The organism is Bradyrhizobium sp. 138 (genome assembly GCF_023074075.1).
Lineage (GTDB): Bacteria > Pseudomonadota > Alphaproteobacteria > Rhizobiales > Xanthobacteraceae > Bradyrhizobium.
This window is the reverse complement of the sequence record NZ_JADPKT010000022.1, coordinates 1-24,274: the sequence shown is the minus strand read 5'-3', so window position 1 is coordinate 24,274 and position 24,274 is coordinate 1. Positions and strand designations below refer to the sequence as shown.

The window sequence follows — 24,274 nt, the reverse complement described above, 5'->3', positions numbered from 1 at the left end:
GCGGGCCAAGGCGAGACCGGTCCCGGATTTCGCTTCGCTCCATCCGGGCTACGGGAGCTCAACTTCGGGCTATTGCAAGGTCGGATCGAGCCGGTCGCGCAGCCAGTCGCCGATCACGGACACCGCCAGGGTGGTCACCACGATCGTCGTCGCCGGGGCCAGCATGATCCAGGGCGCCCGGGTCAGGTATTCCCGGCCATAGCCGACCATGTTGCCGAGGCTGGTCATCGGCGGCTGCACGCCGAGGCCGAGGAAGGACAGGCCCGACTCCATCAGGATCACCTCGGGAAAGACCAGCGTGGTCGAGACGATCAGGGTCGAGGCGATGTTGGGCAGGATGTGCCGCAGGTAAATCCGCGGCGGCGTCGCCCCCAACTGGCGGACGGCGGCGGCGTAGCCTTGCGCATTGGCCGAGATGGCAAGGCCGCGCGCGATGCGGGCATAGCGCTCCCAGCCGAACAGGCCCATCAGGCCGATCAGAAGCGGCAGCGAATTGCCGAAGAAGGCGAGCACAGCGAGGGCCATGATCAGGAAGGGCATGCTGGCCTGGAAATCGGTCAGCATCAGCACGAGCTGCTCGATGCTCCCTCGGAAATGCGCGGCGAGGAAGCCGAGCGTGGTGCCGACGATGGCGGAGATCGCGGTTGCGCCGAAGGCGATCAATAGCGAGATGCGGATCGAGACGAGAAGCCGCGACAGCACGTCGCGGCCGAGCTCGTCGGTGCCGAGCCAGTGCGCGGCGTTTCCGGGCGCGGCCAGCCGGTTACGCAAATCGAGCTGGGTGAAGCCGTAGGGCGCGATCTTCTCGGCGAATGCCGAGATCACCAGCATCGCGACGATCCAGGTGATCGCCAGCGCGACCGAGAGCGGGATCGCCGGCAGGCTGATGCGGCGGCGGATAGTGGTGTCCTTCAGCGTCGCGTCGGTCATGCGTGCGCTCCCTTCGTGCGCAACCGCGGATCGAGGAAGCCGTAGAGGAAGTCGACGATCAAATTGGACGTGACCATGGTCATGGCGACCAACAGCAGGATGCATTGCACGACCGCGAGATCGCGATTGGCAACCGCAACCACAAGAAGCCGCCCTACTCCGGGCCAGGCGAACACGCTCTCGACCACGACCGCGCCCGCGATCAGCGTGCCCACCATGAAGCCCAGAATGGTCACGGACGGGATCGCCGCGTTCGGCAGCGCATGCGACGTCACCACCTTGCGCCACGGCACGCCCTTGGCCGAGGCCGTGCGGATATAGGGCTGGCCCAGCACCTCCAGCATGGCGCTGCGCGTGAAGCGCGCCAGCACGGCCGCACCGCCGAGGCTCAGCGTCGCGATGGGAAGGATCGCGTGACGCCAGCTGTCCTGACCGCCCGACGGCAACCAGCCGAGCTGCACGGCGAAGACGAGAACCAGGATCAGCGCGAGCACGAAGCTCGGCACGGTGAAGCCGGCAACCGCCGTCATCATCACGGCGCGGTCGATTGCCGAGCCCCGATGCAGCGCGGCGTAGATTCCGGCGGGAACGCCGAGCGCGACCTTGAACGCGAAGGCCGGCAGCGTCAGCGCCAGCGTCGCCGGGATCCGCTCCAGCACCAGCTCGATCGCAGGCCGGCCATCGCGCATGGAGCGGCCGAGCTCGCCTTTGGCGATTGCACCAAAATAGTCGAGATACTGAAACCAGATGGGATCATCGAGACCCCAGGCCTTGCGGAACGCCGCGAGCACCTCGGACGGCGCCTCCGGCCCCAGGATCATCAGCGCCGGATCGCCCGACAGCCGCAGCACGACGAAGGCAAAGGTGACGACGAGCACGATCGTGAGCGCAGCGCGTCCAATGCGGATGGCGAAGTAGCGGCCCATCATGCGGCGTCCCGCGTCTCGGCGCCCGTGACGAGATGGCAGGCGACCTGTCGGTCGCCGCCGACGGCCGCAAGCGCCGGCACCTCGCTCTTGCAGCGCGCAATCGCGCGCGGGCAGCGTGGATGGAAGGCGCAACCTTGCGGGCGCGCGGCCGGGTTCGGCGGATCGCCTGCGAGCACGATGCGGCCTGCGCTGCGGCGGCCCGGCGCGGGCGAGGCCGAGACCAGCGCCTGGGTGTAGGGATGCTCGGGTCGCGCGAACAGATCGTCGGCGCTGCCGATTTCGACGATGCGGCCGAGATACATCACGGCGACGACGTTGCTGATCTGCCTGACCACGCGCAGATCGTGGCTGATGAACAGCAGCGTCAGCGACAATTGCGCCTGAAGATCGCAAAGCAGGTTCACGACCTGCGCCTGGATCGAGACGTCGAGCGCACTAACCGGCTCGTCGCAGACCAGGAAATCGGGCTTTGTGGCGAGCGCGCGTGCCAGCACGATGCGCTGACGCTGGCCGCCCGACAGCGCGCCGGGATAACGCGCGTCGTGCGCCGGGGTCAGCTCGACCGCGCGCAGGAGCTCGCGGACGCGCGCCTCGCGATCGGCCGGCGTGCCGATGCCGTGGATGTCGAGGGGCTCGCGGATTTGCGCTGCGACCGGCAAGCGCCGGTCCAGTGCGCCGAGCGGGTCCTGAAAGATCATCTGCATGCGAGCCCGCTGCGCGCGCCACGCCGGTGTACCCGGCGCAGCCATCGGCTTGCCGTCGAACCGCACCTCGCCGCGATCCGGCGGCTCAAGACCGAGCACGATGCGCCCCGTCGTCGACTTGCCCGAGCCGGACTCGCCGACGAGGCCCAGCGTTTCACCCTTGGCAATCGTCAGCGACACGCCGTCGACGGCATGCACGGCCGCAGCTCGGCCGAACATGCCGGAGCGCATCGCATAACTGCGCGAGATCGCGGACACCTCGACGAGCGGCGCGCTCATTCGGCGGCAATCCCGAGCAGCGCGCGCCGCGAGGCCTCGGCGCGGATGCAGGCAACGCTGCGGTCGTTGGCGATCGGCGCCAGGGTCGGCGCGGCATGGCCACACGGCTCGGCCGCAAGCGCGCAGCGCGGCGCGAAGGCGCAGCCCTCAGGCATCTTCGCGGGATCGGGCACGGTGCCGGGAATGGCAGTCAGGCGCCGCCGCGGTCCATCGAGCGGCGGCAGCGCGCCGATCAGGCCTTGCGCATAGGGATGGACGGGATCGGCGAAGAGCTGATTGGCCGGCGCCTCTTCGACGATGCGGCCGGCATACATTACCGCGACGCGATCGCAGTTCTCGGCGACGACGCCGAGATCGTGGCTGATCAGCACCATCGCCATGCCGAACTCGCGACGGACCGTCGAGAGCAGCTCCAGGATCTGCGCCTGGATGGTGGCGTCGAGCGCCGTGGTCGGCTCGTCCGCGATCAAGACATCAGGGTTTCCGGCAAGTGCCATCGCGATCATGATGCGCTGGACCTGGCCGCCCGAGAATTCGTGCGGATAGGCTTCCAGCCGCCGCCCTGCGTCGGGAATGCCGACGAGGTCGAGCAGCCGTCGCGCCTCCGCCTTCACGGCGTTGCCTTGGAGATCACGATGCAGCGCCAGCGCTTCGCAGAGCTGCCTGCGGATGGTCAGCACCGGGTTGAGCGCGCTCGCCGGATCCTGAAAGATCATGGCGATGCGCCCGCCCCTGACATGGTCGAGCTCGGCGGCCGGCGCGCCGAGGATCTCGCGCCCCTCGAGCCGCACCGAGCCAGAGATCTGCGCATGCCGCGGCAGCAGCCCGAGCGCGGCAAGCCACGTCACCGACTTGCCCGATCCGGACTCACCGACGAGGCCGAGGGCCTCGCCCTGCTGCAAGGTGATGTCGACGCCGCGCAGGACCGACACGCCGCCAAAGGCGACGCGCAAGTCCTGGATGCTGACCAGCGGCGTCACCACCTACGCCTCGAAATTGCCGGCGCGGAAATCCATCGCGAAGGCAGGCGATGCCTTCCACTTGATCGATTTCGGCTTGGCCGTGAAGGTCGCGTTCTGGTGCAGCACCGTGTAGGCGGGGTCTTCGCGCTCGGCGATCTCCAGCATGCGGCGGAACGCCTTCTTGCGCGCGGCGCGGTCGGTCGAGGTCTCCAGGAACTCCGAGAGCTTGTTCAGCTCGGCATTGGTCCACTCGCCGATCTGCTGCTGCTGGCCGTTCGGCCCGTGCTGGGCGACCAGCGAGGACACGGGATCGTTGAAGGCTGCCGAGTTCGACCAGTCGCGCACCGCGCGCGTAGGCGCCCGCTCCATGATCTGCGACCAGTTCTCCTTGGTCTCAATCTGCACGTTGAGACCGACCGACTTCCACATCTCGACCAGCACCTGCGCGGTCGCGACCTGGTTGGTGTAGTAGTTGTTGAGCAGGCGATAGGGAATCGGATCGCCCTTGTAATTGGCTTGCTTCAGCAGATCCTGCGCCAGCTTCGGATCGTAAGCCGGCACGCTCCAATCGGCGTTGAACATGTCGCCGTAGAACTCCCATTGCAGGCCCTTCGGCACGCGGGTGCGGCCCGCCCACAGGCTGTCGACGATGGCCTGGCGGTCGATCGCGTGGGTGAAGGCGCGCCGCACCAGCGGATTGGCGAGCACGGCGTGGTTCTTGTCGAACACGGTGAGGCGGTGATTGAGGATGGTGCCGCCCTGCACTTCGAACGCGGAATTCTTCTCGATGCCGGCGATCTGGTCCGGCGGGATGTCGCAGGCGAACTGGTACTCGCCCGACAAGAGCCCGTTGATGCGGCTTGCGACTTCAGGCACCTCGAGGAAACGGATGCGCTTGAGCGGCGGACGGCCGCCCCAATATTCGTCATGGGCTTCGAGCGTCAGCGACACGTCGGGCTTGAGCTCGACGACCTTGTAGGGACCGGTGGTGACCGGCTTGCGCGCCCAGTCGAGATAGCTCGCGGATTCGTCCCAGGCGCGGCGGTTCATGATGTCGGAGCCGTAGCGCATCAGGCGGCCCTCGATCGTGACGTCGGGCGTCGCGTTGTAGAAGCGCACGGTGTATTTATCGACGGCATCGACCCGCACGAGATCCGGCCAGATACGGCGGGCGACCGCGGGCACATCCGGCGGCAACTCCTTGCCGGGGCGCGGCGTCGGTATCTTCTCGAAGGCCTGGATGGTGGAGCGGCTCTTGGCCTCGGTCTCGCCGAACATGCGCTCGCGGCTGAAGCTGAAGACGACGTCCTCGGCCGTGAGTTCGTCGCCGTTGTGGAACTTGACGCCCTGGCGCAGCTTCAGCTCGACGGTCTGGTCGTCGATGCGGCGCCATTCGGTGGCGAGACCCGGCACAGCCTCGAGATTGCCGCGCCAGTTCTTCGAGATCAGGCCTTCCCAGATCGAGGAAAAGAACACGCGCTCGCCGACATTGGACTGCTCGCGCAGCACGTCGAGCACGTTGGCATTCGTCACTTTCTGTACAGCGATCGTCACCGACGGACGGTTGTCGTCCTGCGCGACGGCAAAGCGCGGCAGCAGCAATGTGCTTGCGGCGGCGCCGCCGGATTTCAGGATGGTGCGACGGGTGAATTTGCTCATGGCGGTAACCCCTGCCCTGGATGATGCGGCTATTCGGCGAGACCGAGCGCGGCGAGATGGGCTGCGCCGGCGCGGACGTCGTCGTGGTTGCGAAGCTCGAGGATCAGCCGCGGGTTGGAATTCAGCCGTCCCAGCGCGCGGAACACGGCGACCCAGGGGATGTTGCCTTCGCCCGGCGCCCAGTGCCGGTCGGCAAAGCCGTCGGTGTCCTGCAGGTGCACATGCGTCAGCATGTCGCCGGCGGTCTCGACGTAATAGTCGACCGGCGGCGCGCCGGTGGAGATGTGGGCGTAGTTGGCGTGTCCGGTGTCGAGCGAGACGCGGACCTTGCTGCTTTCGAGCGCCTTGGCGAGGCGCACGCGATCGCGCGGGTCCTTGTCCTCGATGTTCTCGATCACGATCTCGCAGCCGATGGTCTCTGCGCGCGCGATCACCTCGGCAAGCGTCGCCTTGACGCGTTCGACCAGATTGCCGCGATTGTCAGGATAGAGATCGAGATTGTTGTGGTCCCAGGTCGTGAACGGCGAGTGGATCACCATCTGCGTCGCGCCGAGGAATTCGGCTGCCTCCAGGCCCTGAAGCAGGCGCTTGGTCACCGCCTGGCGGATCATGGGATCGTGGCTGTCGATCTTGAAGCCCCAGAACGGGCCGTGGATGCCGAGCCGTCCGGTATGGCCGGAGAGCATCTGCTTGATCTCGCCGGCCGTGCTGCGCCAATCGCTATCGAGCAGATCCGCGCGGAAGAAATCCTGGATTTCGAGATCGCGCTGCCGATCGAGAAGCCAGTCGCGATGCGCGGGGATCGATTTGATGGACAATGCGGCGCCCAGCACCGGCTTCGACATGGCTTGCTCCTTGGCTGTCAGCGATGACCGCAGCAGGGCTAGACCAGTTCAATGACAGGCCGGTGAAATCGCAATTCCGCAGCGCGAGGAGATGTGGACATCTGCCGCGCGCTCCAGGTTTTAGGCAACAGCGATCGCAGCGCCGATGCCGAACGAACACATGGCAAGCAGTATCGGTGTCCGTAGTGACCCGGAATGGAATCCTAACCATAGTTCGCGTACATCGCGGGACATCGATCGGCGGCCACTTCCACGGGCATCACCCTCTGATCGCGCACCATGGGGTTGGGGGACCACACGGGGCGGGGGATTTGAAGGCTGGGGCAAGGTGACGAGGTCCGGACTCCTAGGCACTCCGGACCTCGAAACTTTTTTGATTGAACGCAGCAACGCGCCGTCCGGTGGGGCATCCGGGCGGCGCGTTGTCGTTTCAGCGTGTGGTTCTTCGGTTAGCGCGTTTGCGGCTCGAGTGTGACCGTGCAGTCGCCCTGCCCTTGCGTTGCGACCACGATATTGCCCGCGGGAGCGCCGAGGGTGATCGGCGCGGACGAGCCGCCGCCCGGCAGTTGGACAGTCACGCTCAGGGAATCGGTGCGCGCGGTCGAGCCCACGGTTGTGGGTTCTGCCTGGGCCACATTGCCCGAGGCGTCACGCCGCATGATCTGACAGTTAACATTGCTGCCGCCAGCCGCCGCCATGCTCGACGAAGTGCTGCCGCCCATTTGTGCACGGGCCCGCGACGGATCGCGAGGCACCTGGCTGACGATGCGATGCGAGCGCGGCTCCACGATGATAACCTCGTCCTCCGTCGCGAAATATTCGTAGTCCCGATATGCAGGCTCGATCGAGACGATCTCAGGCGGAAGCCTGTGGAGACGCACGCGCGAGGGAATTGTCTCGCCGACCCGGATCGAGATATTCAGATTGCGCTCCGGCTGGGCCAGACGTGCGCGGCTTACCGTTTCGGAGATGCGCACCTGCTTCTCGGAGGTCACCTGGGTTTGCTGATTGACCTGGGTGTTGGTCTGCGTCGTCTGATTGGCTTGATTGGTCTGCGTGCCCGGGGTGCCAGGCGCGGTCTGCGCGTTGTTGGTTGGCGCCGTCCGGCTCGTGTCCGTCGCGGTGGCCGGGCGGTTGTTCGGCTGCGCCGGCGGCTGTTGCTCTGCGGCATTGCGCGGCGGCTGGGCCTGGTTGCGCTCGTTCTGGTTGACCGTAGCCCCAGTCCGCTCGTTCTGCTTGCCAGCCGGGCCGGTCTTGGACTTCTCGGACTCGGCTGTTGATTTCTGCGGCGCAGACTTGTCCTGCTTGGACTCAGCGCTGCTCTTGCCGCTGTCGCGTCCTGGTTTCGCGCTCTCGGCTTCACGGTTCCGGTCGCGCGCAGGCTCGCGGGATTCTTGTGCCTGATCCCTCGCCTTTGGCTGGTTACGCTCGGCAGCATTGGCCGGCTGGCGCTTCTCCTCATTCGCCTCCTGCTTGGCCGCGCCGCCCTTCTCTTCGCGGCCCGCGCCCTGCAGTCGCTCCTGGGTGCCCTGCGCGCGCTCCTGCACACGTTCCTGGGCGCCGCCGCGCTGCGGCGCAGCGCCTTTTGCCGGTTCCTCGGTCCGCCTCGGCTCGTCTTTGCGCTCACCGGGCGCCTGGGCGTAGGCGAAGCCGGACGCGAGCATCAGTCCGATAGCGGCAGTCGATAACATCAAGTGTTGACGCATGGTCCCTCTCCTCGACAATTCGCAACAACAGACGCGAACGTTCTGTGGCTGCGAAGGTTCCTGAGCAGGAACGAGGGCCGGTCACGCGAGGCTCAGAACGCGTCCTTGAGCGTGAGGCGGGCCGTGAATGTCACGGTGGTCTTGCCGACCAGCGCCATGCCTTCGACCTCGGCGCCACCAGCGGAATAGTCACCCGAGAAACCGCAAGTGACCTCCCGGCCGCCGAATGCGAGCGTCCTGCCGACGGCTTCGGTGTGCTGGTTGACGATCATGTCGCCCCGCCACTTGCCGTTCCGGAAGGTGTAGCTGCCGGTGTAGTAAAAGAAGCTGTCGCCGCCCATGATGCGACCATCGCTGAGCACGACCACGCCTCTGGCTTGCCCGCGCTTGCCGTCACGCATCTCGATGTCGAAGATGTAGAGGCCGTTGACGACCCTGGTCTCTCCACCCGCTTCTGCCCCATCCCCGGTCGACATCCGATCGTCTCCCCATATCCGATCCGCACCGATCAGCTCGGCACGTTCCGTTCGAGATCCTCGAGCCACGCCGCCGCGCTCGCGTCCGACGGGGCGCGCCAGTCGCCACGCGGTGACAGCGAACCGCCGGCCGAGACCTTCGGGCCGTTCGGCATCGCCGAGCGCTTGAACTGGCTGAAGGCGAAGAAGCGGCGCAGGAACACTTCGAGCCAGCGCCGGATCTCGGGAAGCTCGTAGGCCTTGCGCCGGTCGCTCGGGAATGCCGGCGGCCATTCGCCCTTGGCGGCGTCCTTCCAGGCATGCTGCGCCATGAACGCGATCTTGGAAGGCCGCATGCCGAAGCGCAACGTGTAGAACAGGTTGAAATCCTGCAGCTCGTAGGGCCCGACGGACGCCTCCGTGCTCTGCGGCTTCTCGCCGGCCTGCACCGGCACGAGCTCGGGCGATATCTCGGCCACCAGGATCGCGCCGAGCGTCCGGTTGACGTCGTCGCTGAACTGTTTCGAGGAGATCACCCAGCGGATCAGATGCTGGATCAGCGTCTTCGGCACGCCGGCATTGACGTTATAATGCGCCATCTGATCGCCGACGCCGTAGGTGCACCAGCCGAGCGCGAGCTCGGAGAGATCGCCGGTGCCGATCACGATGCCACCGTGATGGTTGGCGAGCCGGAACAAATAGTCCGTGCGCAGGCCCGCCTGCACGTTCTCGAAGGTGACGTCGTAGACCTTCTGGCCCTGGCCGAAGGGGTGGCCGATGTCCTTCAGCATCTGCGTCGCCGTGGTGCGGATGTCGAGCTCCTGCCAGCTCGTGTGCAACGCCTGCATCAGCGCCAGCGCATGGGACTTGCTCTCGCTGCCGGTGGCAAAGCCCGGCATGGTGTAGGCCAGGATGTTCTCGCGGGGCAGACCGAGCAGATCGACTGCCTTGGCGGCCACGATCAATGCGTGGGTGGAATCGAGCCCGCCCGAGACGCCAATCACGACGCGCTTGGTGCCGGTGGCGCGCATGCGCTGCACGAGACCGGCGACCTGGATGTTGTAGGCCTCGTAGCAATCCTGCTCGAGCAGGCTTTCGTCGCTCGGCACGAACGGGAAGCGCTCGACCTTGCGCAGGAAGCCGATGTCCGCGGCCGGCGGCTTCAGGGCGAACGTCACCGTGCGGAAAAACGCCTCGCGCTGACGGCGGTTGTCGTCGAACGTGCCCATCAGCGCGCGCTCCTGCCTGAGCAGGTCGAGATCGATGTCGGCAGTGGTGATCTGGCCGCCCTGGCGGAACCGCTCGCCCTCGGCCAGCAGCACGCCGTTCTCGTAGATCGAGGTCTGGCCGTCCCAGGATAGATCGGTGGTCGATTCCCCTGCCCCGCCGGCGGAGTAAACGTAGGCCGCAAGGCAGCGCGCCGACGTTGATTGGCACAGCAGCGCGCGCGAGCGGGCCCGGCCGATCGTGATCGGGCTGCCCGAGAGATTGATCAGCACGCTGGCGCCGGCGAGCGCAAGCTCCGAGGCGGGCGTCACCGGGATCCACATGTCCTCGCAGATTTCGACGCCGATGGTGAGGCCCGGGACGTCCTCGGCCGAGAACAGGAGGTCGACGCCGAACGGCGCATGCAGCCCGCCAAAGGAGATCGTCTCTCCGGCGATGCCGGCGCCGGAGGCGAAATGCCGCCCTTCGTAGAATTCGCGATAACTCGGCAGGTAGCTCTTGGGCACCACGCCGAGAACGTTGCCGCGATGGATGACGACGGCGCAGTTGTAGATGCGATGACCATAGCGCAGCGGCGCGCCGACGATCAGAACCGTCATCAATCCTGCGGAGGCCTCGACGATGGCCGCGAGGCCACGCTCGACCGCATCGAGCAGCGGATCCTGCTTGACCAGATCTTCGATCGCATAACCGGACAGGCACAGCTCGGGAAACACGGCGACCGCCACCGACTGCTCGTGGCAGGCATTGGCTGCCGCCAGCACCGCCTTCGCGTTAGCCGAGGGATCGGCGACATGGGACGTGGTGACACAGGCCGCCACGCGCGCAAATCCGTGGGCGTAGATCGAGTGGAAAGTCATCGAGCGCAGTACCCTTGATCTTTTCGCTGCCGAACCCGTCAGCTCCGGACCATATGTAGCCCATCGGCCGGGGCCCGTGCAGGCCATCCGCCGTCATGCATAACGGATTTGCAGGATGGCCGGCTCGGCGCCAGGCGAGTTCAGGCGCTGCGGGCCAGCACGCCCGACAGGTCGTCGCGCAGCCATTTGGCGATCCGCGGCCAGGCATGGGCGTGGGTGCGCGCGCCCATGAACAGGCCAAGATGGTTGCTCGGCTCGGAAGCCGCCGCAATGAAGACCGGCGGCGTGCCGAGCAGACCCGCGGTTGCGAGCGCCTGCGCAGCCGGCACGACGTCGTCGTCGAGCCCGGCGAGCAGGAAGACCGGAGCCCTGACGCCCTTCAGATCGACCGCGCGGCCGAGAGCGGTGAAACTGCCGCCGGCGATCCGGTTCTGCCGGAAGATCCGGTTGACGACCTCCAGATAATATTTGCCCGGCAGATTGAGCGTCTCCGCGTTCCAGCGGTCGAAGCGGGCGAGCAGCGCCGCCCCCTCTTCGTCCGACAGGTCTCGCTGCAGTGCCGCTACGATATCGTCGCGGTTTGGCGGCTTGGACCACAGACGGAGCATCTCCTCGCCGCTGACATTGCCGCCGCCGCGGGCGACGAGCTGGTCGTAGACCATTTCGGGTGCGTTGCGGGTGAGCCGGCACAACGAGGAATCGATCGACAGGTCCACGGGCGCACCGACCAGCACCAGCCGCCGCACCTTGGCCGGAAAACGCGCCGCATAGAGCAGCGACAGCCAGCCGCCCTGGCACAGGCCGACCAGATCGACCGGCGCGCCGATCTCGTCGATGGCGACGTTGAGATCGCCGAGATAGCTGTCGATCGAGAGATAGCGCATATCCGGCGTAGCTGACTGCCAATCGGTGAGATAGATCCGGTCAACGCCGCCGTCTTGCAGGGAACCAACCACGCTGTGGCCGGGCGCGAAATCGGCGATCAGGGCCCGATGCAGCGCATAGGGCGCGCAGACCAGCACCGGCTGGCCGGACTGCCTCCGCGAAAAATCGCGCAGGCGCATCGTTGCAAGCTCCAGCGCAACGTTGTTGGGCGTCGTCCACGGCAGGCCGCTCTCATCCTGCTCGGCCCGGCCGCGCTCGACCCACCAGAAGCAAGCGTCCATGGCGAGGCGGGCCGCGGCAAACGGCCATAGCAGCGGCTCGTCAGAGGCATGACCCGGGCCGCTCAGCTGTTTGCCGATCTTTTCCACCATGGCTTCCTCAAGGTCCTTACAGAAACGCCTCGAGGCTGACGACGGAGATGCCGAGGTCCCGAAAACTCTGATGAGCCGCCGCCACCGAGCCATCGAGATCGATGCCGCGGCAGGCGTCCTCGATGACCGCCACTTCCAGCCCCGCCTTGCGCGCATCCTCCGCCGAGAAGCGGACGCAGAAGTCCAGCGCGAGACCGGCGACAAAGACGGTCTTCAGCTCACGTTCGCGCAAATAACCGAGCAGCCCGGTCGGCGTCTTCTTGTCGTTCTCGAACAGCGCCGAATAGGAATCGATGCCGCGGCGAAAACCCTTGCGCATCACGAGGCTCGCTTTGACGACGTCGAGATCGCGATGGAAATCGGCGCCCGGGGTGCCCTGCACGCAATGCGGCGGCCAGAGCACCTGGGTGCCGTAATCGACCTCGATGGTCTGGAACGGCTGCTTGCCCGCATGGTTCGGCGCGAACGAGACGTGGTCGTGCGGATGCCAGTCCTGGGTCAGTACCAAATTGGCGAATTTTTGGGCGATTCGGTTGATCGCGGGGACGACCTTCTCGCCGCCGGGGACGGCAAGCGCGCCGCCGGTGCAGAAATCGTTCTGCACGTCGATCGCCAGCAGCACGTCGCGGTCGGAAATTTTCATCGCCAGTCTCGTTCGATATGCCGGCACGCCGGAGCCAGACCCGCTCCCTTAGTGTCGGTCTTTCCGCGCTGCTACGCAACCGGCGGCATCGTGCGAGGCCTGCGCGAATTGGTCACCGGTTGACTGCCAGGATGCAACGGTTTGGCCTCGTCCGTGTTGACTAGGCGCACCTAAGGGCAGAATCTCGCACTGCCCGCGACGGGCGGATCGGGTCAAGGGCTTGGAGGACAGGGTTGGCGCGGCCGAAAGGCGGTGGCAGCCACAAGGCCATGAATATCGGCAAGACAGGACAGATGCTTCTCGCCGATATCGGCGGCACCAATGCGCGCTTCGCGCTGAGCCAAAGCGAATTGGGCCGCGGCGATTTCGCTCAGGTCGGACCGATCGACTACGTGAAGGTCGCCGATTTCCCGACCGTCCGGGAAGCCATCTCGGACGTCTTGGCGCACCGGTCCGGCGGCGAGCAGCCTCGCAGAGCCGTGCTGGCCGTAGCGGGTCCCGTCACCAACAACCGCTGCGTCATGACCAACAGTCCCTGGGTCATCGACGGCAACGAGCTGCAACCGGCTCTCGGCTTCGACAGCGTCCATGTGCTCAACGATTTCGAGGTCGTCGCCTGGTCCCTGCCCGCATTGCAGCCTTCCGACCTGATCCCTCTTGGCGGACAAGATGGCCTACCCGGAGAGCCGCTGCTGGTGGTCGGACCCGGAACCGGCTTTGGCGTGTCCTGCCTGGTCGAGCGCCATGGCGCGCGTCTGGCCGTCGTCACGGAAGCGGGACACGCGACCCTGCCGGCGGAGAACGAGCGCGAGGAACGTGTGATCACGTGCTTGCGCCGACGCCTCGGCCACGTCTCCATCGAGCGTGGCGCACTCTCAGGTTCCGGGCTGCAAAATCTCTACGAAGCCCTGGCGGAGGTTGACGGCGCTCAGGTGCCGCATCGCAATGCTGCCGGCATCACCAAAGCCGCCCTTGAGGGCAGTTGTCCCGTCAGCCGCGCGACCTTGGAGATGTTTTGCGCCATCCTTGGTTCCGTCGCCGGCAATCTCGCGGTGACGTTCGGCGCCCGCGGCGGCGTCTATATCGCCGGCGGAATCGTGCCGCGCTTTCCTGAGTTCCTGATGGCCTCCGCGTTCCGGGCGCGCTTCGAAGCCAAGGGACGGTTCCAGGACTATTTGCGCAACATTCCGACCAGGCTCGTGATCAAGCCCGATGCGAGCTTCGTCGGCCTGAAGATGTTTGCCGACCACAACGTGGATTGAGCACGAAGCTCTCGTGCTCGCGGGTTCCAATACTCACAGCTGTTTGCAGCGCACGCCCGGTTCCACGCATGAACGCGCTTGCCTGCGTGTTCCCAATGGGAAACAATCAGGCCGTGTGTGGCGTAGTTGCGGGGGGCGTAGCATGCGTAAGCAGGATCTGGGTTTCGATTATCACCGCTATCACCGTCTGCTGAGCGAGGCGGACAACGAAGACAAGCGGCTGGCCCTGATCGACCTCTTGATCGAGGAAAAGGCGCGAGACCGGCTGGCCGCCCAGCGCGCTTCGGATCGCGCGGCCATGACGGCCCACACCATCGCCACGGTGCTGAGGAACGGCCGGAGCTGAAGCTTCGATTTCGTCACGACGCGAACGCGACACCTCCGTCGCCAGCGCGGTTCTCGCCGTCGCCCGCGTGCGCCTTGGCCGTCACTCAGTGCGGCACTTTCTCTGTGGCCTCCGGAAACATCGAATCGATCATCGCCTTGAGCTGATCCATTGCGATTGGCTTGCGCAGAATCGGCCTGCGCCGGAGCAAGGACGGCAGCAGCTCCGGACCGTAACCGGTGGCGAACAGAAACGGCTTTCCGCGGCGCTCGATCAGATCGGCGACGGGATCGACGTAGACGCCCATCAGATTGATGTCGAGAATGGCCATATCGTATTGCGCGGTCATGGCGAACGCGCTGGCGTCCCGGACATTGTCCGCTTCAGCGACGACGTGGTGGCCAAGTTCCTCCACCATGTCGGCGATCATCATCCGGATCAACGCCTCGTCTTCGACCAGGAAAACGGAGAGTCCGTCCGCCATATCAACCCCGCAGTCAGCTTGCGAAGCTAATCATACATCAATTGCGGAGAAGACTCACGAATTCGTGGCGGGCGCCGTTAATTCGGACGCGCCCGATCCGATTCAACTTGATCAATCCAATCCGCGCTCGTGGCTGAGGCGCACCATCTCCTGAATGAAGACCTGCTTCTGCTTGTCATCGAGGCTCGAGAAGAGCGGCTCGGCGGCGTCGGCGACGTTGCGCTGGTCGGCGGCCCGATCGATCAGGAATTGCGACTCGTTGCGCATCTGCTCGATGATGTCGTCGGGCGGATCCCGCTTGGCGCGCGCAACCCGCAAGTTGAGCCGCTCCGCGCCATTATGCCCCAGGTAGTGCATGGCGCTCGAGAAGCCGTACCAGTGCTTCTCCTGATCGGGCGTGAGGTTCAGCTCGGTCTTGATCCGCTCGATATAGGCGTCGCTGTTGGCGACGATCTGTTCCGCGGTCTGCTGCGGCGCGCCGGTCTGGGTAAGGACCGTAACATCCTTATCCTTGCCCTGCGGTGCGTTCTTCGCCTCCTTGCTCGCCTTGGCGCCCTTGCCCGCCTTGGCGTTCTTGGCATCCTTGTCTTTCGCCGCGCCCTGCTGCTTGGCATCCTTGCCGCTATCTTTGGCGGCCGGGGCTTGATTGCCATTGTTGTTGCCGACACCAAGCACGCCGGTGAAGACGCCGACCACGCCGCCGATTGCGCCGCCGAGCACGCCTCCGACCGGACCTGCCGCCTTGTTCCCGGCCGCCGCACCATCCTGCACGCCTTTGACCAGACCTTGAGCATTCGCCACCGCACCGTCGCCGAGCAGCAGCGCGAACACCGCTCCCAGCGCGAACCATCGCCGCATGTGAAGCCGCGCTGACGGCGCCGGGTTGATCATTCTCGTCTCCATCGTCGATCTGACTGGCCTGTTGGGGCGGGCGCCACCCGCCGGCTGCAACTCTATCGTTTCCGCCCGGCCAAGGTCCAGACGCGGCCAATTGCTGTCCACGCCCGAAAACTCTTTCGCGCGAAGCGGTTATGAAGGCTCATTCGGAACTGCGGCGTAATTGCGCACGGATCGCCCGTGGGCTCACTTGCACGAAGTGTGCGTCGCAAAATGAACAGCTGCGTTGACGCGCGACGCATGGTCCTAACGCGCAATCCAGATGGTGCCGGGCACACCATTAGTTCTAGACGAGGAGCCGTTCGGCTTTCTCGACAGACGCGATCAATCATGATCTGATCGCGCTACCAATTCGCTGCGGCTTGCGTGAATTGTTCACGTCAGCCGACAGCACCAATAAGAAAATCCAACAACAAGAACCCGGAAAAGACGTCTTAGAGGAAACTCCAACAACAAACACCCAGGCGAGGAAACGAGATGTCACGCAAGACACTGACGCGACGTCAATTTGTGGCTGCCACTGCAATGTCCTCCGCGGCGCTGATCACGGCGCCCTATGTCCGGGGCGCTTACGCCGCCGGCAAGCTCTCAATCGGCTTCTGGGACCATTGGGTGCCAAACGCCAACAAGGCCTCGACCGATCTCGTCAACGAGTGGGCCGCCAAGGAGAAGGTCGAAGTCTCCATCGACTACATCACCAGCAACAACAACAAGATCCAGCTCACGGTCGCAGCGGAAGCCCAGGCCAAATCCGGCCACGACATCCTGCAGATGCCGACCTGGTGGCCACACGCCTATGCGGAAAACCTCGAGCCGCTCAACGACGTCATGGAGCCGCTCGTCAAGCAGAACGGCGACGTCAACGGGACCGTCAAATATCTCGGCCAGGCCGGCGGCAAATGGCTCGCCATACCCGCGACTCCGGGCAGCCAGATCAAGGGCCCCTGCTCCCGTATCGATCTGATGAAGAAGCACGCCGGCATCGACGTCCAGGAAATGTATCCGGTAGGGGCGCCGCCGAAAGCCGACAACTGGACCCTGGACACGTTCCTGAAGGCGGCCGAGGCCTGCCAGAAGGGCGGCTTCCCCTTCGGTATCGGCCTCGGCGAAACCACCGACAGCGTCGACACTGCGGGCGCGATCTTCCAGTCGTTCGGAGCGGAGCTCGTCAACGCCAAGGGCGACGTCACGGTGAAGACCGACGCGGTTCGCCAGGCCCTCGAATACTACAAGAAGCTGATTACCTTCCTGCCGCCGGACGCGCCGTCCTGGGATGACGCCTCGAACAACAAATGGCTGATCTCCGGCCGCGGCGCGATGATCCTGAACCCGCCGAGCGCCTGGGCCGTCGCCAGGCGCGACGCGCCTCAGGTCGCCGAGCAATGCTGGACCCACGGCTTCCCCGCCGGGCCGAAGGGCCGCTTCGCGCCCTATCTTCCCTACTTCTGGGGTCTCTGGAGCTTCAGCAAGAACAAGGAAGCCGCCAAGAGTCTCCTCACCCATCTGTCACAGCCGTCGTCGATCGAAAAGTTCGTCGCGGCAAGCGGCGGTTACGATCTGCCCGCCTACGCGAACATGACGACGCTGAAGACGTGGCAGGAGGAAGGGCCGCCGAAAGGCACGCTCTATCACTATCCGAACCCGTACAACCATCAGACGCTGTCGATTGCGGCGTCACCGGCGCCGCCCAAGGTCGCACAGCAGATCTACTTCCAGGCGACGCTGACAAAGATGGCGCTGCGTTTCTCGCAAGGCGAGAAGATGGAGACCACGCTCGCCTGGGCAGAGGGCGAGTGCGAAGGCTTCATGCGGAGTTAGCCGGGGGTGTGCCATGGCGGTTCACGCCTCGCGCGTGAGCCGCCGGGGCAACTCCTGGTTCCCGATCTGCCGCAGGGAAACCGACCGACAGGGCCGGCCTCCCGTTCAACATTCTTCAAGGAAGCTGTCTTCAAGGAAGCTATGTCATGGCTGACGTCGTCGTTGAGCAAGGTCGCGTGGTCCGTCCAACGGGCGCCCGCAAGCGTACCGGCCTCCGCAATGCCATGGGACGCAAATCGACGGTGGCGTTCTTCCTGACGCTGCCGCTGATCCTGCTGATCACGCTGCTCGTGCTCTACCCCGCTGTCTATTCCATCCACCTCGCCTCCCTGAACAAGTCGATGCAGAAGTTCGTCGGCTTCGGCAACTTCACATTCCTGTTCAATCGCGACACGTTCTGGATGGTGGTGAAGCAATCCTGCATCTTCGCGATCACCGCCGTGTTCTTCAAGGCGCTGCTGGGCTTCATCGTCGCGCATTTCGTGCACAACATTCCGGCCAAGGGCCAGCGCAAATGGCGCGGCATGCTGCTGGTGCCCTGGGTCATCCCGCCGGCGATGAGCACGCTGGCCTGGCTGTGGCTGTTCGATCCGTCCTACAGCGCCTTCAACTACACGCTCTCCTTCTTCGGCATCGGCCCCATCAACTGGCTCGGCGATACCTTGTGGGCGCGTTTTTCCGTCATTCTCGTCAACGTCTGGTACGGCGCGCCGTTCTTCATGATCATGTACCTGGCGGCGCTGAAATCGGTGCCGGACCAGCTCTACGAGGCGGCCGCGATCGACGGTGCCAATTGGTGGCAGAAGATCTGGTTCATTACCCTTCCGATGATGCGCAATATCATCGCCATCACCACCCTGTTCTCGCTCATCGTCACCTTCGCCAATTTCGATATCGTCCGGATCCTGACGTCGGGCGGTCCGCTGGATCGAACTCACATCTTTGCGACCTGGGCCTTCAAGGTCGGCATCGAGGGCAGCGACATTCCGCTCGGCGCTAGCGTCTCGCTGTTCATGGTCCCGATCCTCGCCGTAGCGGCGATCTTCATCCTACGCGATGTCTCCAAACGCGGGAACGAAGCCTGATGAGCACGCTCGCAATCGACAAGGCAGGACCGACGCGCAAGGTCAAATATGGCAGCATGAGCCGCGACCGCGCCTGGGCGCTGCGCTGGTCCTACTTCTTCCTCGTGCTGTTCGCGATCTTCTCGCTTACGCCGCCGCTCTACATGCTGATCACGTCGCTCAAGAGCAGCGCGGAGATCTCGGCAGCGACCAATCCCTGGTGGGTGTTCCACCCCACGCTGTCGAACTATGTCGAGCTTTTGACCTCGAACCAGTTCCTGCGGTTTTTCTGGAATTCGTCGATGGTCTCGATCGTGGTCGTGATCATCACCATGCTGATCAGCATCCCGTCGGCCTTTGCGCTGGCACGGATGAAGTTCTGGGGCTCGACGACGCTCGCCACCGGCGTGTTTCTCACCTACCTGATTCCGGACAGCCTGCTGTTCATTCCGCTGTTCAAGATGCTCGCGGCCGTCCAGGACATCACTGGCATCACGCTGCTCAATAGATGGTACGTGCTGCTGTTCGTCTATCCGATGCTGACCGTGCCGTTCTGCACCTGGATCATGATCGGCTATTTCGCCTCGATCCCGAAGGAGCTGGACGAGGCCGCTCTCATCGACGGCGCCTCCTGGCTGCAGACCTTGACACGGATCTTCATCCCCGTCGCGCTGCCCGGGCTGATCGCGGCGACGATCTTCGCCTTCACGGTGTCCTGGGCGCAGTTCCTCTATCCGCTGGTGTTCACGACGTCGATCGACCAGCTCGTCTTGCCGGTCGGCATCACCACCACGCTGATCAAGGGTGACGTGTTCAACTGGGGACAGATCATGACCGGCGCGCTGCTCGGCGCTGCGCCGCCGCTCATCATCTACGCCTTCCTGATGGACTACTACATTGCCGGCCTGACCGCTGGCGCGACAAAGGGTTGATAGCTCATGGCTGACGTTGCTTTGCGGAAGGTAGTTAAGCGTTACGACGATGTCGAAGCCGTGCGCGGCATCGACCTCGACATCGCAGACCATGAGTTCATCGTGCTGGTGGGACCTTCGGGCTGCGGCAAGTCGACGACGCTGCGCATGATCGCAGGCCTCGAGGACATCAGCGACGGCGACATCATGATCGGCGGCGACGTCGTCAACGACGTGCCGCCGAAGGACCGCGACATCGCGATGGTGTTCCAGAATTACGCGCTCTACCCGCACATGACGGTCGCGGAGAACATGTCATTCGGGCTGCGCCTGAAGCACTATCCCAAGGCCGAGATCAAGGCGCGGGTGACGGAAGCTGCGCGCCTCCTCGACATCACGGATCTGATCGACCGCAAGCCGAAGCAGCTCTCCGGCGGCCAGCGCCAGCGCGTCGCCATGGGCCGGGCCATCGTGCGCAATCCAAAGGTCTTCCTGTTCGACGAGCCGCTGTCCAATCTCGACGCGAAACTCCGCGTGCAGATGCGGATCGAGATCAAGAAGGTGCACCAGAAGGTGCGCACCACCACCGTCTACGTCACCCACGACCAGGTCGAGGCGATGACGCTGGCCGACCGCGTCGTGGTGATGAACAAGGGCCGCATCGAGCAGATCGGCACGCCGAACGAGCTCTACCACAAGCCGGCCACGCGCTTCGTCGCCGGCTTCATCGGCTCGCCCGCGATGAACTTCATCCCCTGCCGTCTCGAGGATGTCGGCGGCACGCTCCAGATCCGCCTCACCGACCGCATTGCCTTTGCGCTGCCGCCGGCCCGTGCCGCGCGCTACAATGCGCTGCCGCGCACCGACAAGCTGCTGCTCGGCCTCCGGCCCGAGCATCTCACCGAGTCGCATGCGCATCTCGAGCCGGGCGTCGAGAGCTTCGACACCGTGCTCGACGTCACCGAGCCGATGGGAATGGAGACGCTGGTCTATTTCGGGCTCGACGGCACGCCGGTTTGCGGCCGCGTCAATCCCAATGCCGGCGCCAAGGACGGGGCACCCATGCGTTTGGCGATGGACCTCAACAATATGCACCTGCTAAACGAGGCGACCGGCGTCGTGTTGTGACGCCGGTCCAAGAAACTCGCGCAGGCAGGGGACGATGGCGACCAACAAGAAGAAGATTTTCGTTACGCAAACTTTGTCGCAAGGGGCGCGCGCCCTCCTCACCCAGCGCGACGATATCGAGCTCGTCGAATTTCCGAACCTGATCTCCGCCGGGGATTTCGAGGCCTTGCTGAAGAGCCACGCGCCGGTCCATGGCGTGGCGCTCGGCGCCACCGCTTTCGGCGAGACCGAGCTCGAGGCGTCCCGCGGCATGCAGGTAGTGACCCGCATCGGTGTCGGCTACGATGCCGTCGACGTGCCCGCCCTCTCCTGCCGCAAGGTGCCGCTGATGGTTGCGGGCAGCGCGAACTCGCCTTCGGTCGCGGAAGCGGCCCTGTTCATGATGCTGACGCTCGCCAAGCGAGCGCAGGAGCTGCACGCCTGTGTCAAGGACGGCAAATGGGCCGACCGGCTCGGCATGCTGCCGTTCGATCTCTACGGCAAGACACTGCTGGTCATCGGCTTCGGCCGCATCGGCAGCCGTACCGCCAAGCGGTGCCTCGCGATGGAAATGAACGTGCAGGTCTACGATCCCTACAAGCCTGCCTCTGAGATCAAGGCTGCCGGTTGCGAGCCCGTCACCGATCTCGATGCCGCATTGGCTCACGCCGATTTCGTCACCATCCACTGCCCGAAGACGCCGGAGACGATCGGGCTGTTCGATGCGGCACGGATCGACCGGATGAAGCCGAGATCCTATCTCATCAACACGGCGCGCGGCGGCATCGTCAAGGAAGCCGCGCTCTACGACGCCCTGGTCTCCGGCAAGCTCGCCGGCGCCGGCATCGACGTCTTCGAAGTGGAGCCGCCGCCGATCGGCAATGCGCTGTTCGCATTGCCCAACGTCATCATTGCCCCGCACGTTGCCGGCGTCACGGTCGAGGCGGTCCAGCGCATGAGCGAGCAGACCGCCCGCAACATTCTCAGTGTCCTGGACGGCGATCCCATCCGCCAGAACGTCATCAACCAGGATGTGCTGGGCTGAGCCGAAGCTCCGGGCGGGCGACAGAAGCGCCCGCCTTCGGAAGGCCAGAATACGTCCCATTTTGGTGCAGATCGGGCCCCAACTCAGCCTTAATCAAACGCGCGTAATGGAGGCGGAAGCGCGGCGGCAGCGGGACATTACGAGCCGGTCGTGCCGAGCTGGAGGATGAACCCTTGTCAGAGATCGATCCAACCGACCACACGCTGGCGACCATCGCCAGCATCCTGGAGAACCCCGAGCCCGTTCTCGTCATTCGCAAGACCGAGACCGAGATCATGGTTGCCGGAGAGCGCGAGCACGCGGGTTCCGACGAGCATCGGGTCGTGGACGAGTATCCGGCGGTAGAAGAGCATCCGTTAGTCGAAGAGCATCCGGTCGTCGAGGAGCAACCGCTGGTGCCGGAGCACAGCGATGCCGACGGCTACAGCAAGGTCGGGCCCGGGCCGATGGTGGCGATTCGTCTCAAATGGACGGTCCATCGCGGCGACGACGACCAGTTCTACGTCCATGAGACCATCGGCGAGCAATCCGCGCCCGTGGTCAGCGGCCCCATGACGAGCGAGGCCGCGGTGCATTTCGTCGACGCACAGGAGCACGAGGCGCATCGGCGCTTCGAAGAGCTGCGCAGCGAGATCGCCGGCCGCAGCTCGCTCGCCGACTACGAGCGCAAGGGCGAAGCCTAAGGCTCCGGCCGGAGGTCTTTCACCTCTCCCGAAGGGAGAGGTGAAAGACCGCGCCCTCCAACTACTTCCTCCCGAGATAATCCTTCTTCACGAGTTCGACGCCGGCGTGCCGCAACAGGTCGTAGGCCGTCGTGACGTGAAAGAAGAACTGCGGAACGCTGAACGTCAGCAGCAGCGTCCGCCCGGTGAAGGGCAGCTCGGTCCCATTCTTCAGCCTGAAGAAGACATTCCTTTCCGCCGCCGCGTCGATCTCGGCGCGTGGAAGGCTTTCGATGAACTCGATGGACGTCGCGATGCGCGCCTGAAGCCCGGCCATGTCGTGCTCCAGGGCCGGTAGCGCCACGGGCTCGCGCTGCGCCAGCAAGGCCGGCGCAACGGTGGCATGACGGCAGGCCTCGCCGACCTGCTGCGCCAGATCGTACATGTTCGGCGCCATTCGCATGCCGAGCAGGACCGTCGGGTTGAACTTGCGGGCCTCGGCATAGGCAACGCCCTTGTCGAGCAAAGCGGACAGGTTGCGCAAGTAAGGCACGAAGAGGCCAGCCGAGGCCTCGTATATCGAGATCGTCACCTCTGAATTCCTTCAATTCTGCCTCGCCTGCGACGGGCATCTGGTCTAAATCCACACCTCAAGAGCTGCACAATGACAGCTCGAGCATGGGTGGAAAAGAGATGATCGTTCGAATCTTGACGGCTTTGGCCGTGGCGTTGCTGGTGAATGTCTCGGCTCACGCGCAGCAGGCGCCCTCGCGGCTCGACGAGATCGTCAAGCGCGGCACGTTACGCGTCGGCATGACCGGCGACTACAAGCCCTTCACCTATCTGGACAAGGCGACGCAGCAGTTCAGCGGCTTTGATGTCGACATGGCGCAAGCGCTCGGCAAGGCGCTGGGGGTCAAGGTCGAATTCGTCCCGACGGCTTGGCCGAAGCTGATGAAGGATTTCGAGGCCGACCAGTTCGACATGGCGATGGGCGGCGTCTCGGTCACGCTCGACCGGCAGAAGAAGGGTTTCTTCTCGATGCCGATCATGCGCGAGGGCAAGACGCCGATCGCCCGCTGCGCCGACGTCGGCAAGTACCAGAGCATCGCCGATATCGACAAGAAGGGCACCCGAATCATCGTCAATCCCGGCGGCACCAATGAGCGCTTCGCGCGCGCCAACATCAGGGATGCCGACATCACCGTCTTCCCCGACAACACGGTGATCTTCGAGGAGATCGCCAAGGGCAATGCCGATCTGATGATGACGGACGCCTCCGAGACGCGCTATCAGCAGAAGCAGCACGCCGGCGTGCTCTGCGCGGTGCATCCCGAGAAACCGTTCGACTTCTCCGAGAAGGCCTATTGGCTCCAGCGCGACATGGCGCTGAAGGCCTTCGTGGACCAATGGCTGCACATTTCCATGGAAGACGGCAGCTACAAGAAGATCTACGCCGCCTGGTTCGACTGACATGCGAAGGGAATTTGCGGTCGCAATTGTGCTCGGGATCAGCGGGGTCCACGGTGCGCTCGCACAGTCGAAGTTCACACCCGCGACCGGACCGGCCTGCAAGGACGAGTCGACGGACGAGCTTGGTCTGTGGACCTGCCCGGGTCCGGCCGGCTACGTGGTGAGCTTTGCCGACGAAGGCAACATCGTATCGGTCACGATTGCGCCTCGGAGCGCAATCGAGAAGTTGTCCGGGCCGACTGCGCAATGGCGCGGCGCCCGCAAATCGTTTGGCGAAAAGGTGCAATGGATCATGCGTGCCGGCGTACCGAGGGCCGCGGTGATCCGCACCTGGCGAAAGGTCGGCGAGGATGAGAAGGAGCTCCAGGAGCTCTCCGTGTTCGCGATCAGCGGCGCAAAAGCCTGCCTCGTTGGTTCGGTCGATGTTCATGCCCATAGAGCGAACGACGCAGCGCTTGGCCGCGCCCAACAGGCGGCCAACGCGGGTTGTCCGCGGAAGTAGACGGGCCGCTGATTTTCGCTGATCAGGCGCGGAGGGCGCCCCGCCCAACTCCAGGCCGAGTTCGGCGTTATTGAACCAAGGTCGGCGCGAGCACGACTCATACCGAGAACAGTGATCTAGATCACTTTTTGCGATCGAGCCGGGGCGTAAGCGTCGGTCCGGGGACTATCTGCTCAGGAGATGGAAATGAGGAAGCTGTTGGCCGCGGCCGCATTCCTTTTGGCGAGTACAGCTGCTCAAGCACAGTACACTTTCGAATATGGCGGGCG

At 64.7% G+C, this 24,274-nt stretch carries 24 protein-coding genes; 10 read left to right on the top strand and 14 right to left on the bottom strand.

Annotation, left to right across the window (positions count from 1 at the left end; translation table 11 throughout):
• Positions 1-69: 69 nt before the first annotated feature.
• The 11 genes from IVA79_RS11780 to pncA form a co-directional block, all read right to left on the bottom strand.
• A complete protein-coding gene (locus IVA79_RS11780) occupies positions 70-930 on the bottom strand; it encodes an ABC transporter permease (RefSeq protein ID WP_247553062.1) in 861 nt (286 codons plus the stop codon).
• Entirely contained in the window at positions 927-1,856 is a 930-nt protein-coding gene (locus IVA79_RS11775; protein ID WP_247553742.1) for an ABC transporter permease, read from the bottom strand. The genes IVA79_RS11780 and IVA79_RS11775 overlap by 4 nt, the downstream gene beginning before the upstream one ends.
• Complete coding sequence (locus tag IVA79_RS11770) at positions 1,856-2,842, bottom strand: oligopeptide/dipeptide ABC transporter ATP-binding protein (protein ID WP_247553060.1); 987 nt, start codon at positions 2,840-2,842, stop codon at positions 1,856-1,858. Before IVA79_RS11770 ends, IVA79_RS11775 begins: the two co-directional genes overlap by 1 nt.
• Positions 2,839-3,822, bottom strand: a complete 984-nt coding sequence (locus IVA79_RS11765) for an ABC transporter ATP-binding protein (RefSeq protein ID WP_247553741.1) — start codon at positions 3,820-3,822, stop codon at positions 2,839-2,841. Before IVA79_RS11765 ends, IVA79_RS11770 begins: the two co-directional genes overlap by 4 nt.
• A gap of 3 nt (positions 3,823-3,825) precedes the next feature.
• Positions 3,826-5,463 (bottom strand): ABC transporter substrate-binding protein, encoded by a 1,638-nt coding sequence (locus IVA79_RS11760; RefSeq protein WP_247553057.1) that lies wholly within the window; start codon positions 5,461-5,463, stop codon positions 3,826-3,828.
• A gap of 29 nt (positions 5,464-5,492) precedes the next feature.
• The gene (locus tag IVA79_RS11755) at positions 5,493-6,308 is read right to left on the bottom strand and encodes a sugar phosphate isomerase/epimerase family protein (protein ID WP_247553054.1); all 816 of its coding nucleotides are present in this window, start codon (positions 6,306-6,308) and stop codon (positions 5,493-5,495) included.
• Between the two features lie 449 nt (positions 6,309-6,757).
• The gene (locus IVA79_RS11750; protein WP_247553052.1) at positions 6,758-8,014 is read right to left on the bottom strand and encodes a DUF1236 domain-containing protein; all 1,257 of its coding nucleotides are present in this window, start codon (positions 8,012-8,014) and stop codon (positions 6,758-6,760) included.
• Between the two features lie 92 nt (positions 8,015-8,106).
• Positions 8,107-8,490: a GrlR family regulatory protein gene (locus IVA79_RS11745; RefSeq protein ID WP_247553050.1), complete on the bottom strand. Its 384-nt coding sequence runs from the start codon at positions 8,488-8,490 to the stop codon at positions 8,107-8,109.
• 32 nt (positions 8,491-8,522) lie between these two features.
• Positions 8,523-10,556 (bottom strand): NAD(+) synthase, encoded by a 2,034-nt coding sequence (locus tag IVA79_RS11740; protein ID WP_247553048.1) that lies wholly within the window; start codon positions 10,554-10,556, stop codon positions 8,523-8,525.
• A 140-nt stretch (positions 10,557-10,696) separates the two neighbouring features.
• Positions 10,697-11,812, bottom strand: a complete 1,116-nt coding sequence (locus IVA79_RS11735) for an alpha/beta fold hydrolase (RefSeq protein ID WP_247553046.1) — start codon at positions 11,810-11,812, stop codon at positions 10,697-10,699.
• Between the two features lie 16 nt (positions 11,813-11,828).
• Positions 11,829-12,455: a bifunctional nicotinamidase/pyrazinamidase gene (gene pncA / locus IVA79_RS11730; protein WP_247553044.1), complete on the bottom strand. Its 627-nt coding sequence runs from the start codon at positions 12,453-12,455 to the stop codon at positions 11,829-11,831.
• Positions 12,456-12,724: 269 nt separating this feature from the next.
• On the opposite strand from pncA, the gene glk reads away from it, so the two are divergent.
• Positions 12,725-13,717, top strand: a complete 993-nt coding sequence (gene glk / locus IVA79_RS11725) for a glucokinase (RefSeq protein WP_247553740.1) — start codon at positions 12,725-12,727, stop codon at positions 13,715-13,717.
• Positions 13,718-13,859: 142 nt separating this feature from the next.
• The gene (locus tag IVA79_RS11720; RefSeq protein WP_247553042.1) at positions 13,860-14,063 is read left to right on the top strand and encodes a hypothetical protein; all 204 of its coding nucleotides are present in this window, start codon (positions 13,860-13,862) and stop codon (positions 14,061-14,063) included.
• 85 nt (positions 14,064-14,148) lie between these two features.
• Here IVA79_RS11720 and IVA79_RS11715 read toward each other — a convergent pair whose 3' ends face one another.
• Both IVA79_RS11715 and IVA79_RS11710 read right to left on the bottom strand, forming a co-directional pair.
• Positions 14,149-14,526, bottom strand: coding sequence for a response regulator (locus tag IVA79_RS11715; RefSeq protein ID WP_247553040.1), 378 nt, complete (start codon positions 14,524-14,526; stop codon positions 14,149-14,151).
• A gap of 111 nt (positions 14,527-14,637) precedes the next feature.
• Positions 14,638-15,417 (bottom strand): Spy/CpxP family protein refolding chaperone, encoded by a 780-nt coding sequence (locus IVA79_RS11710; RefSeq protein WP_247553038.1) that lies wholly within the window; start codon positions 15,415-15,417, stop codon positions 14,638-14,640.
• Between the two features lie 483 nt (positions 15,418-15,900).
• Between IVA79_RS11710 and IVA79_RS11705 the strand changes: the two genes are divergently transcribed.
• The 6 genes from IVA79_RS11705 to IVA79_RS11680 all read left to right on the top strand — a co-directional run bounded on the left by IVA79_RS11705 (position 15,901) and on the right by IVA79_RS11680 (position 22,051).
• The gene (locus IVA79_RS11705; protein WP_247553035.1) at positions 15,901-17,241 is read left to right on the top strand and encodes an extracellular solute-binding protein; all 1,341 of its coding nucleotides are present in this window, start codon (positions 15,901-15,903) and stop codon (positions 17,239-17,241) included.
• Positions 17,242-17,387: 146 nt separating this feature from the next.
• Entirely contained in the window at positions 17,388-18,326 is a 939-nt protein-coding gene (locus tag IVA79_RS11700) for a sugar ABC transporter permease (protein WP_247553033.1), read from the top strand.
• Complete coding sequence (locus IVA79_RS11695) at positions 18,326-19,237, top strand: carbohydrate ABC transporter permease (RefSeq protein ID WP_247553031.1); 912 nt, start codon at positions 18,326-18,328, stop codon at positions 19,235-19,237. Before IVA79_RS11700 ends, IVA79_RS11695 begins: the two co-directional genes overlap by 1 nt.
• A gap of 6 nt (positions 19,238-19,243) precedes the next feature.
• Positions 19,244-20,344 carry a sn-glycerol-3-phosphate ABC transporter ATP-binding protein UgpC gene (ugpC, locus tag IVA79_RS11690; RefSeq protein WP_247553028.1) on the top strand — a complete coding sequence of 367 codons (1,101 nt, stop codon included), beginning with the start codon at positions 19,244-19,246 and terminating at the stop codon, positions 20,342-20,344.
• Between the two features lie 34 nt (positions 20,345-20,378).
• Positions 20,379-21,368 (top strand): hydroxyacid dehydrogenase, encoded by a 990-nt coding sequence (locus tag IVA79_RS11685; protein WP_247553026.1) that lies wholly within the window; start codon positions 20,379-20,381, stop codon positions 21,366-21,368.
• Between the two features lie 173 nt (positions 21,369-21,541).
• Positions 21,542-22,051, top strand: a complete 510-nt coding sequence (locus tag IVA79_RS11680; protein ID WP_247553023.1) for a hypothetical protein — start codon at positions 21,542-21,544, stop codon at positions 22,049-22,051.
• 61 nt (positions 22,052-22,112) lie between these two features.
• Here the strand turns inward: IVA79_RS11680 and IVA79_RS11675 are convergent, their stop codons facing one another.
• Positions 22,113-22,610, bottom strand: a complete 498-nt coding sequence (locus IVA79_RS11675; protein WP_247553739.1) for a DUF1993 domain-containing protein — start codon at positions 22,608-22,610, stop codon at positions 22,113-22,115.
• Positions 22,611-22,723: 113 nt separating this feature from the next.
• Here IVA79_RS11675 and IVA79_RS11670 point away from each other — a divergent pair, with 113 nt between their 5' ends.
• Positions 22,724-23,503, top strand: a complete 780-nt coding sequence (locus IVA79_RS11670) for a transporter substrate-binding domain-containing protein (RefSeq protein WP_247553021.1) — start codon at positions 22,724-22,726, stop codon at positions 23,501-23,503.
• 1 nt (position 23,504) lies between these two features.
• Positions 23,505-24,005: a hypothetical protein gene (locus IVA79_RS11665; RefSeq protein WP_247553020.1), complete on the top strand. Its 501-nt coding sequence runs from the start codon at positions 23,505-23,507 to the stop codon at positions 24,003-24,005.
• The last annotated feature ends 269 nt before the right edge of the window (positions 24,006-24,274 follow it).

What these genes read in the sequence shown, in the direction of transcription:
- IVA79_RS11780 (WP_247553062.1), bottom strand. Translation starts at nt 930, where the DNA reads ATGACCGACGCGACGCTGAAGGACACCACTATCCGCCGCCGCATCAGC.
- IVA79_RS11775 (WP_247553742.1), bottom strand. Translation starts at nt 1,856, where the DNA reads ATGGGCCGCTACTTCGCCATCCGCATTGGACGCGCTGCGCTCACGATC.
- IVA79_RS11770 (WP_247553060.1), bottom strand. Translation starts at nt 2,842, where the DNA reads ATGAGCGCGCCGCTCGTCGAGGTGTCCGCGATCTCGCGCAGTTATGCG.
- IVA79_RS11760 (WP_247553057.1), bottom strand. Translation starts at nt 5,463, where the DNA reads ATGAGCAAATTCACCCGTCGCACCATCCTGAAATCCGGCGGCGCCGCC.
- IVA79_RS11755 (WP_247553054.1), bottom strand. Translation starts at nt 6,308, where the DNA reads ATGTCGAAGCCGGTGCTGGGCGCCGCATTGTCCATCAAATCGATCCCC.
- IVA79_RS11750 (WP_247553052.1), bottom strand. Translation starts at nt 8,014, where the DNA reads ATGCGTCAACACTTGATGTTATCGACTGCCGCTATCGGACTGATGCTC.
- IVA79_RS11745 (WP_247553050.1), bottom strand. Translation starts at nt 8,490, where the DNA reads ATGTCGACCGGGGATGGGGCAGAAGCGGGTGGAGAGACCAGGGTCGTC.
- IVA79_RS11740 (WP_247553048.1), bottom strand. Translation starts at nt 10,556, where the DNA reads ATGACTTTCCACTCGATCTACGCCCACGGATTTGCGCGCGTGGCGGCC.
- IVA79_RS11735 (WP_247553046.1), bottom strand. Translation starts at nt 11,812, where the DNA reads ATGGTGGAAAAGATCGGCAAACAGCTGAGCGGCCCGGGTCATGCCTCT.
- pncA (WP_247553044.1), bottom strand. Translation starts at nt 12,455, where the DNA reads ATGAAAATTTCCGACCGCGACGTGCTGCTGGCGATCGACGTGCAGAAC.
- glk (WP_247553740.1), top strand. Translation starts at nt 12,725, where the DNA reads ATGAATATCGGCAAGACAGGACAGATGCTTCTCGCCGATATCGGCGGC.
- IVA79_RS11720 (WP_247553042.1), top strand. Translation starts at nt 13,860, where the DNA reads ATGCGTAAGCAGGATCTGGGTTTCGATTATCACCGCTATCACCGTCTG.
- IVA79_RS11715 (WP_247553040.1), bottom strand. Translation starts at nt 14,526, where the DNA reads ATGGCGGACGGACTCTCCGTTTTCCTGGTCGAAGACGAGGCGTTGATC.
- IVA79_RS11710 (WP_247553038.1), bottom strand. Translation starts at nt 15,417, where the DNA reads ATGATCAACCCGGCGCCGTCAGCGCGGCTTCACATGCGGCGATGGTTC.
- IVA79_RS11705 (WP_247553035.1), top strand. Translation starts at nt 15,901, where the DNA reads ATGTCACGCAAGACACTGACGCGACGTCAATTTGTGGCTGCCACTGCA.
- IVA79_RS11700 (WP_247553033.1), top strand. Translation starts at nt 17,388, where the DNA reads ATGGCTGACGTCGTCGTTGAGCAAGGTCGCGTGGTCCGTCCAACGGGC.
- IVA79_RS11695 (WP_247553031.1), top strand. Translation starts at nt 18,326, where the DNA reads ATGAGCACGCTCGCAATCGACAAGGCAGGACCGACGCGCAAGGTCAAA.
- ugpC (WP_247553028.1), top strand. Translation starts at nt 19,244, where the DNA reads ATGGCTGACGTTGCTTTGCGGAAGGTAGTTAAGCGTTACGACGATGTC.
- IVA79_RS11685 (WP_247553026.1), top strand. Translation starts at nt 20,379, where the DNA reads ATGGCGACCAACAAGAAGAAGATTTTCGTTACGCAAACTTTGTCGCAA.
- IVA79_RS11670 (WP_247553021.1), top strand. Translation starts at nt 22,724, where the DNA reads ATGATCGTTCGAATCTTGACGGCTTTGGCCGTGGCGTTGCTGGTGAAT.
- IVA79_RS11665 (WP_247553020.1), top strand. Translation starts at nt 23,505, where the DNA reads ATGCGAAGGGAATTTGCGGTCGCAATTGTGCTCGGGATCAGCGGGGTC.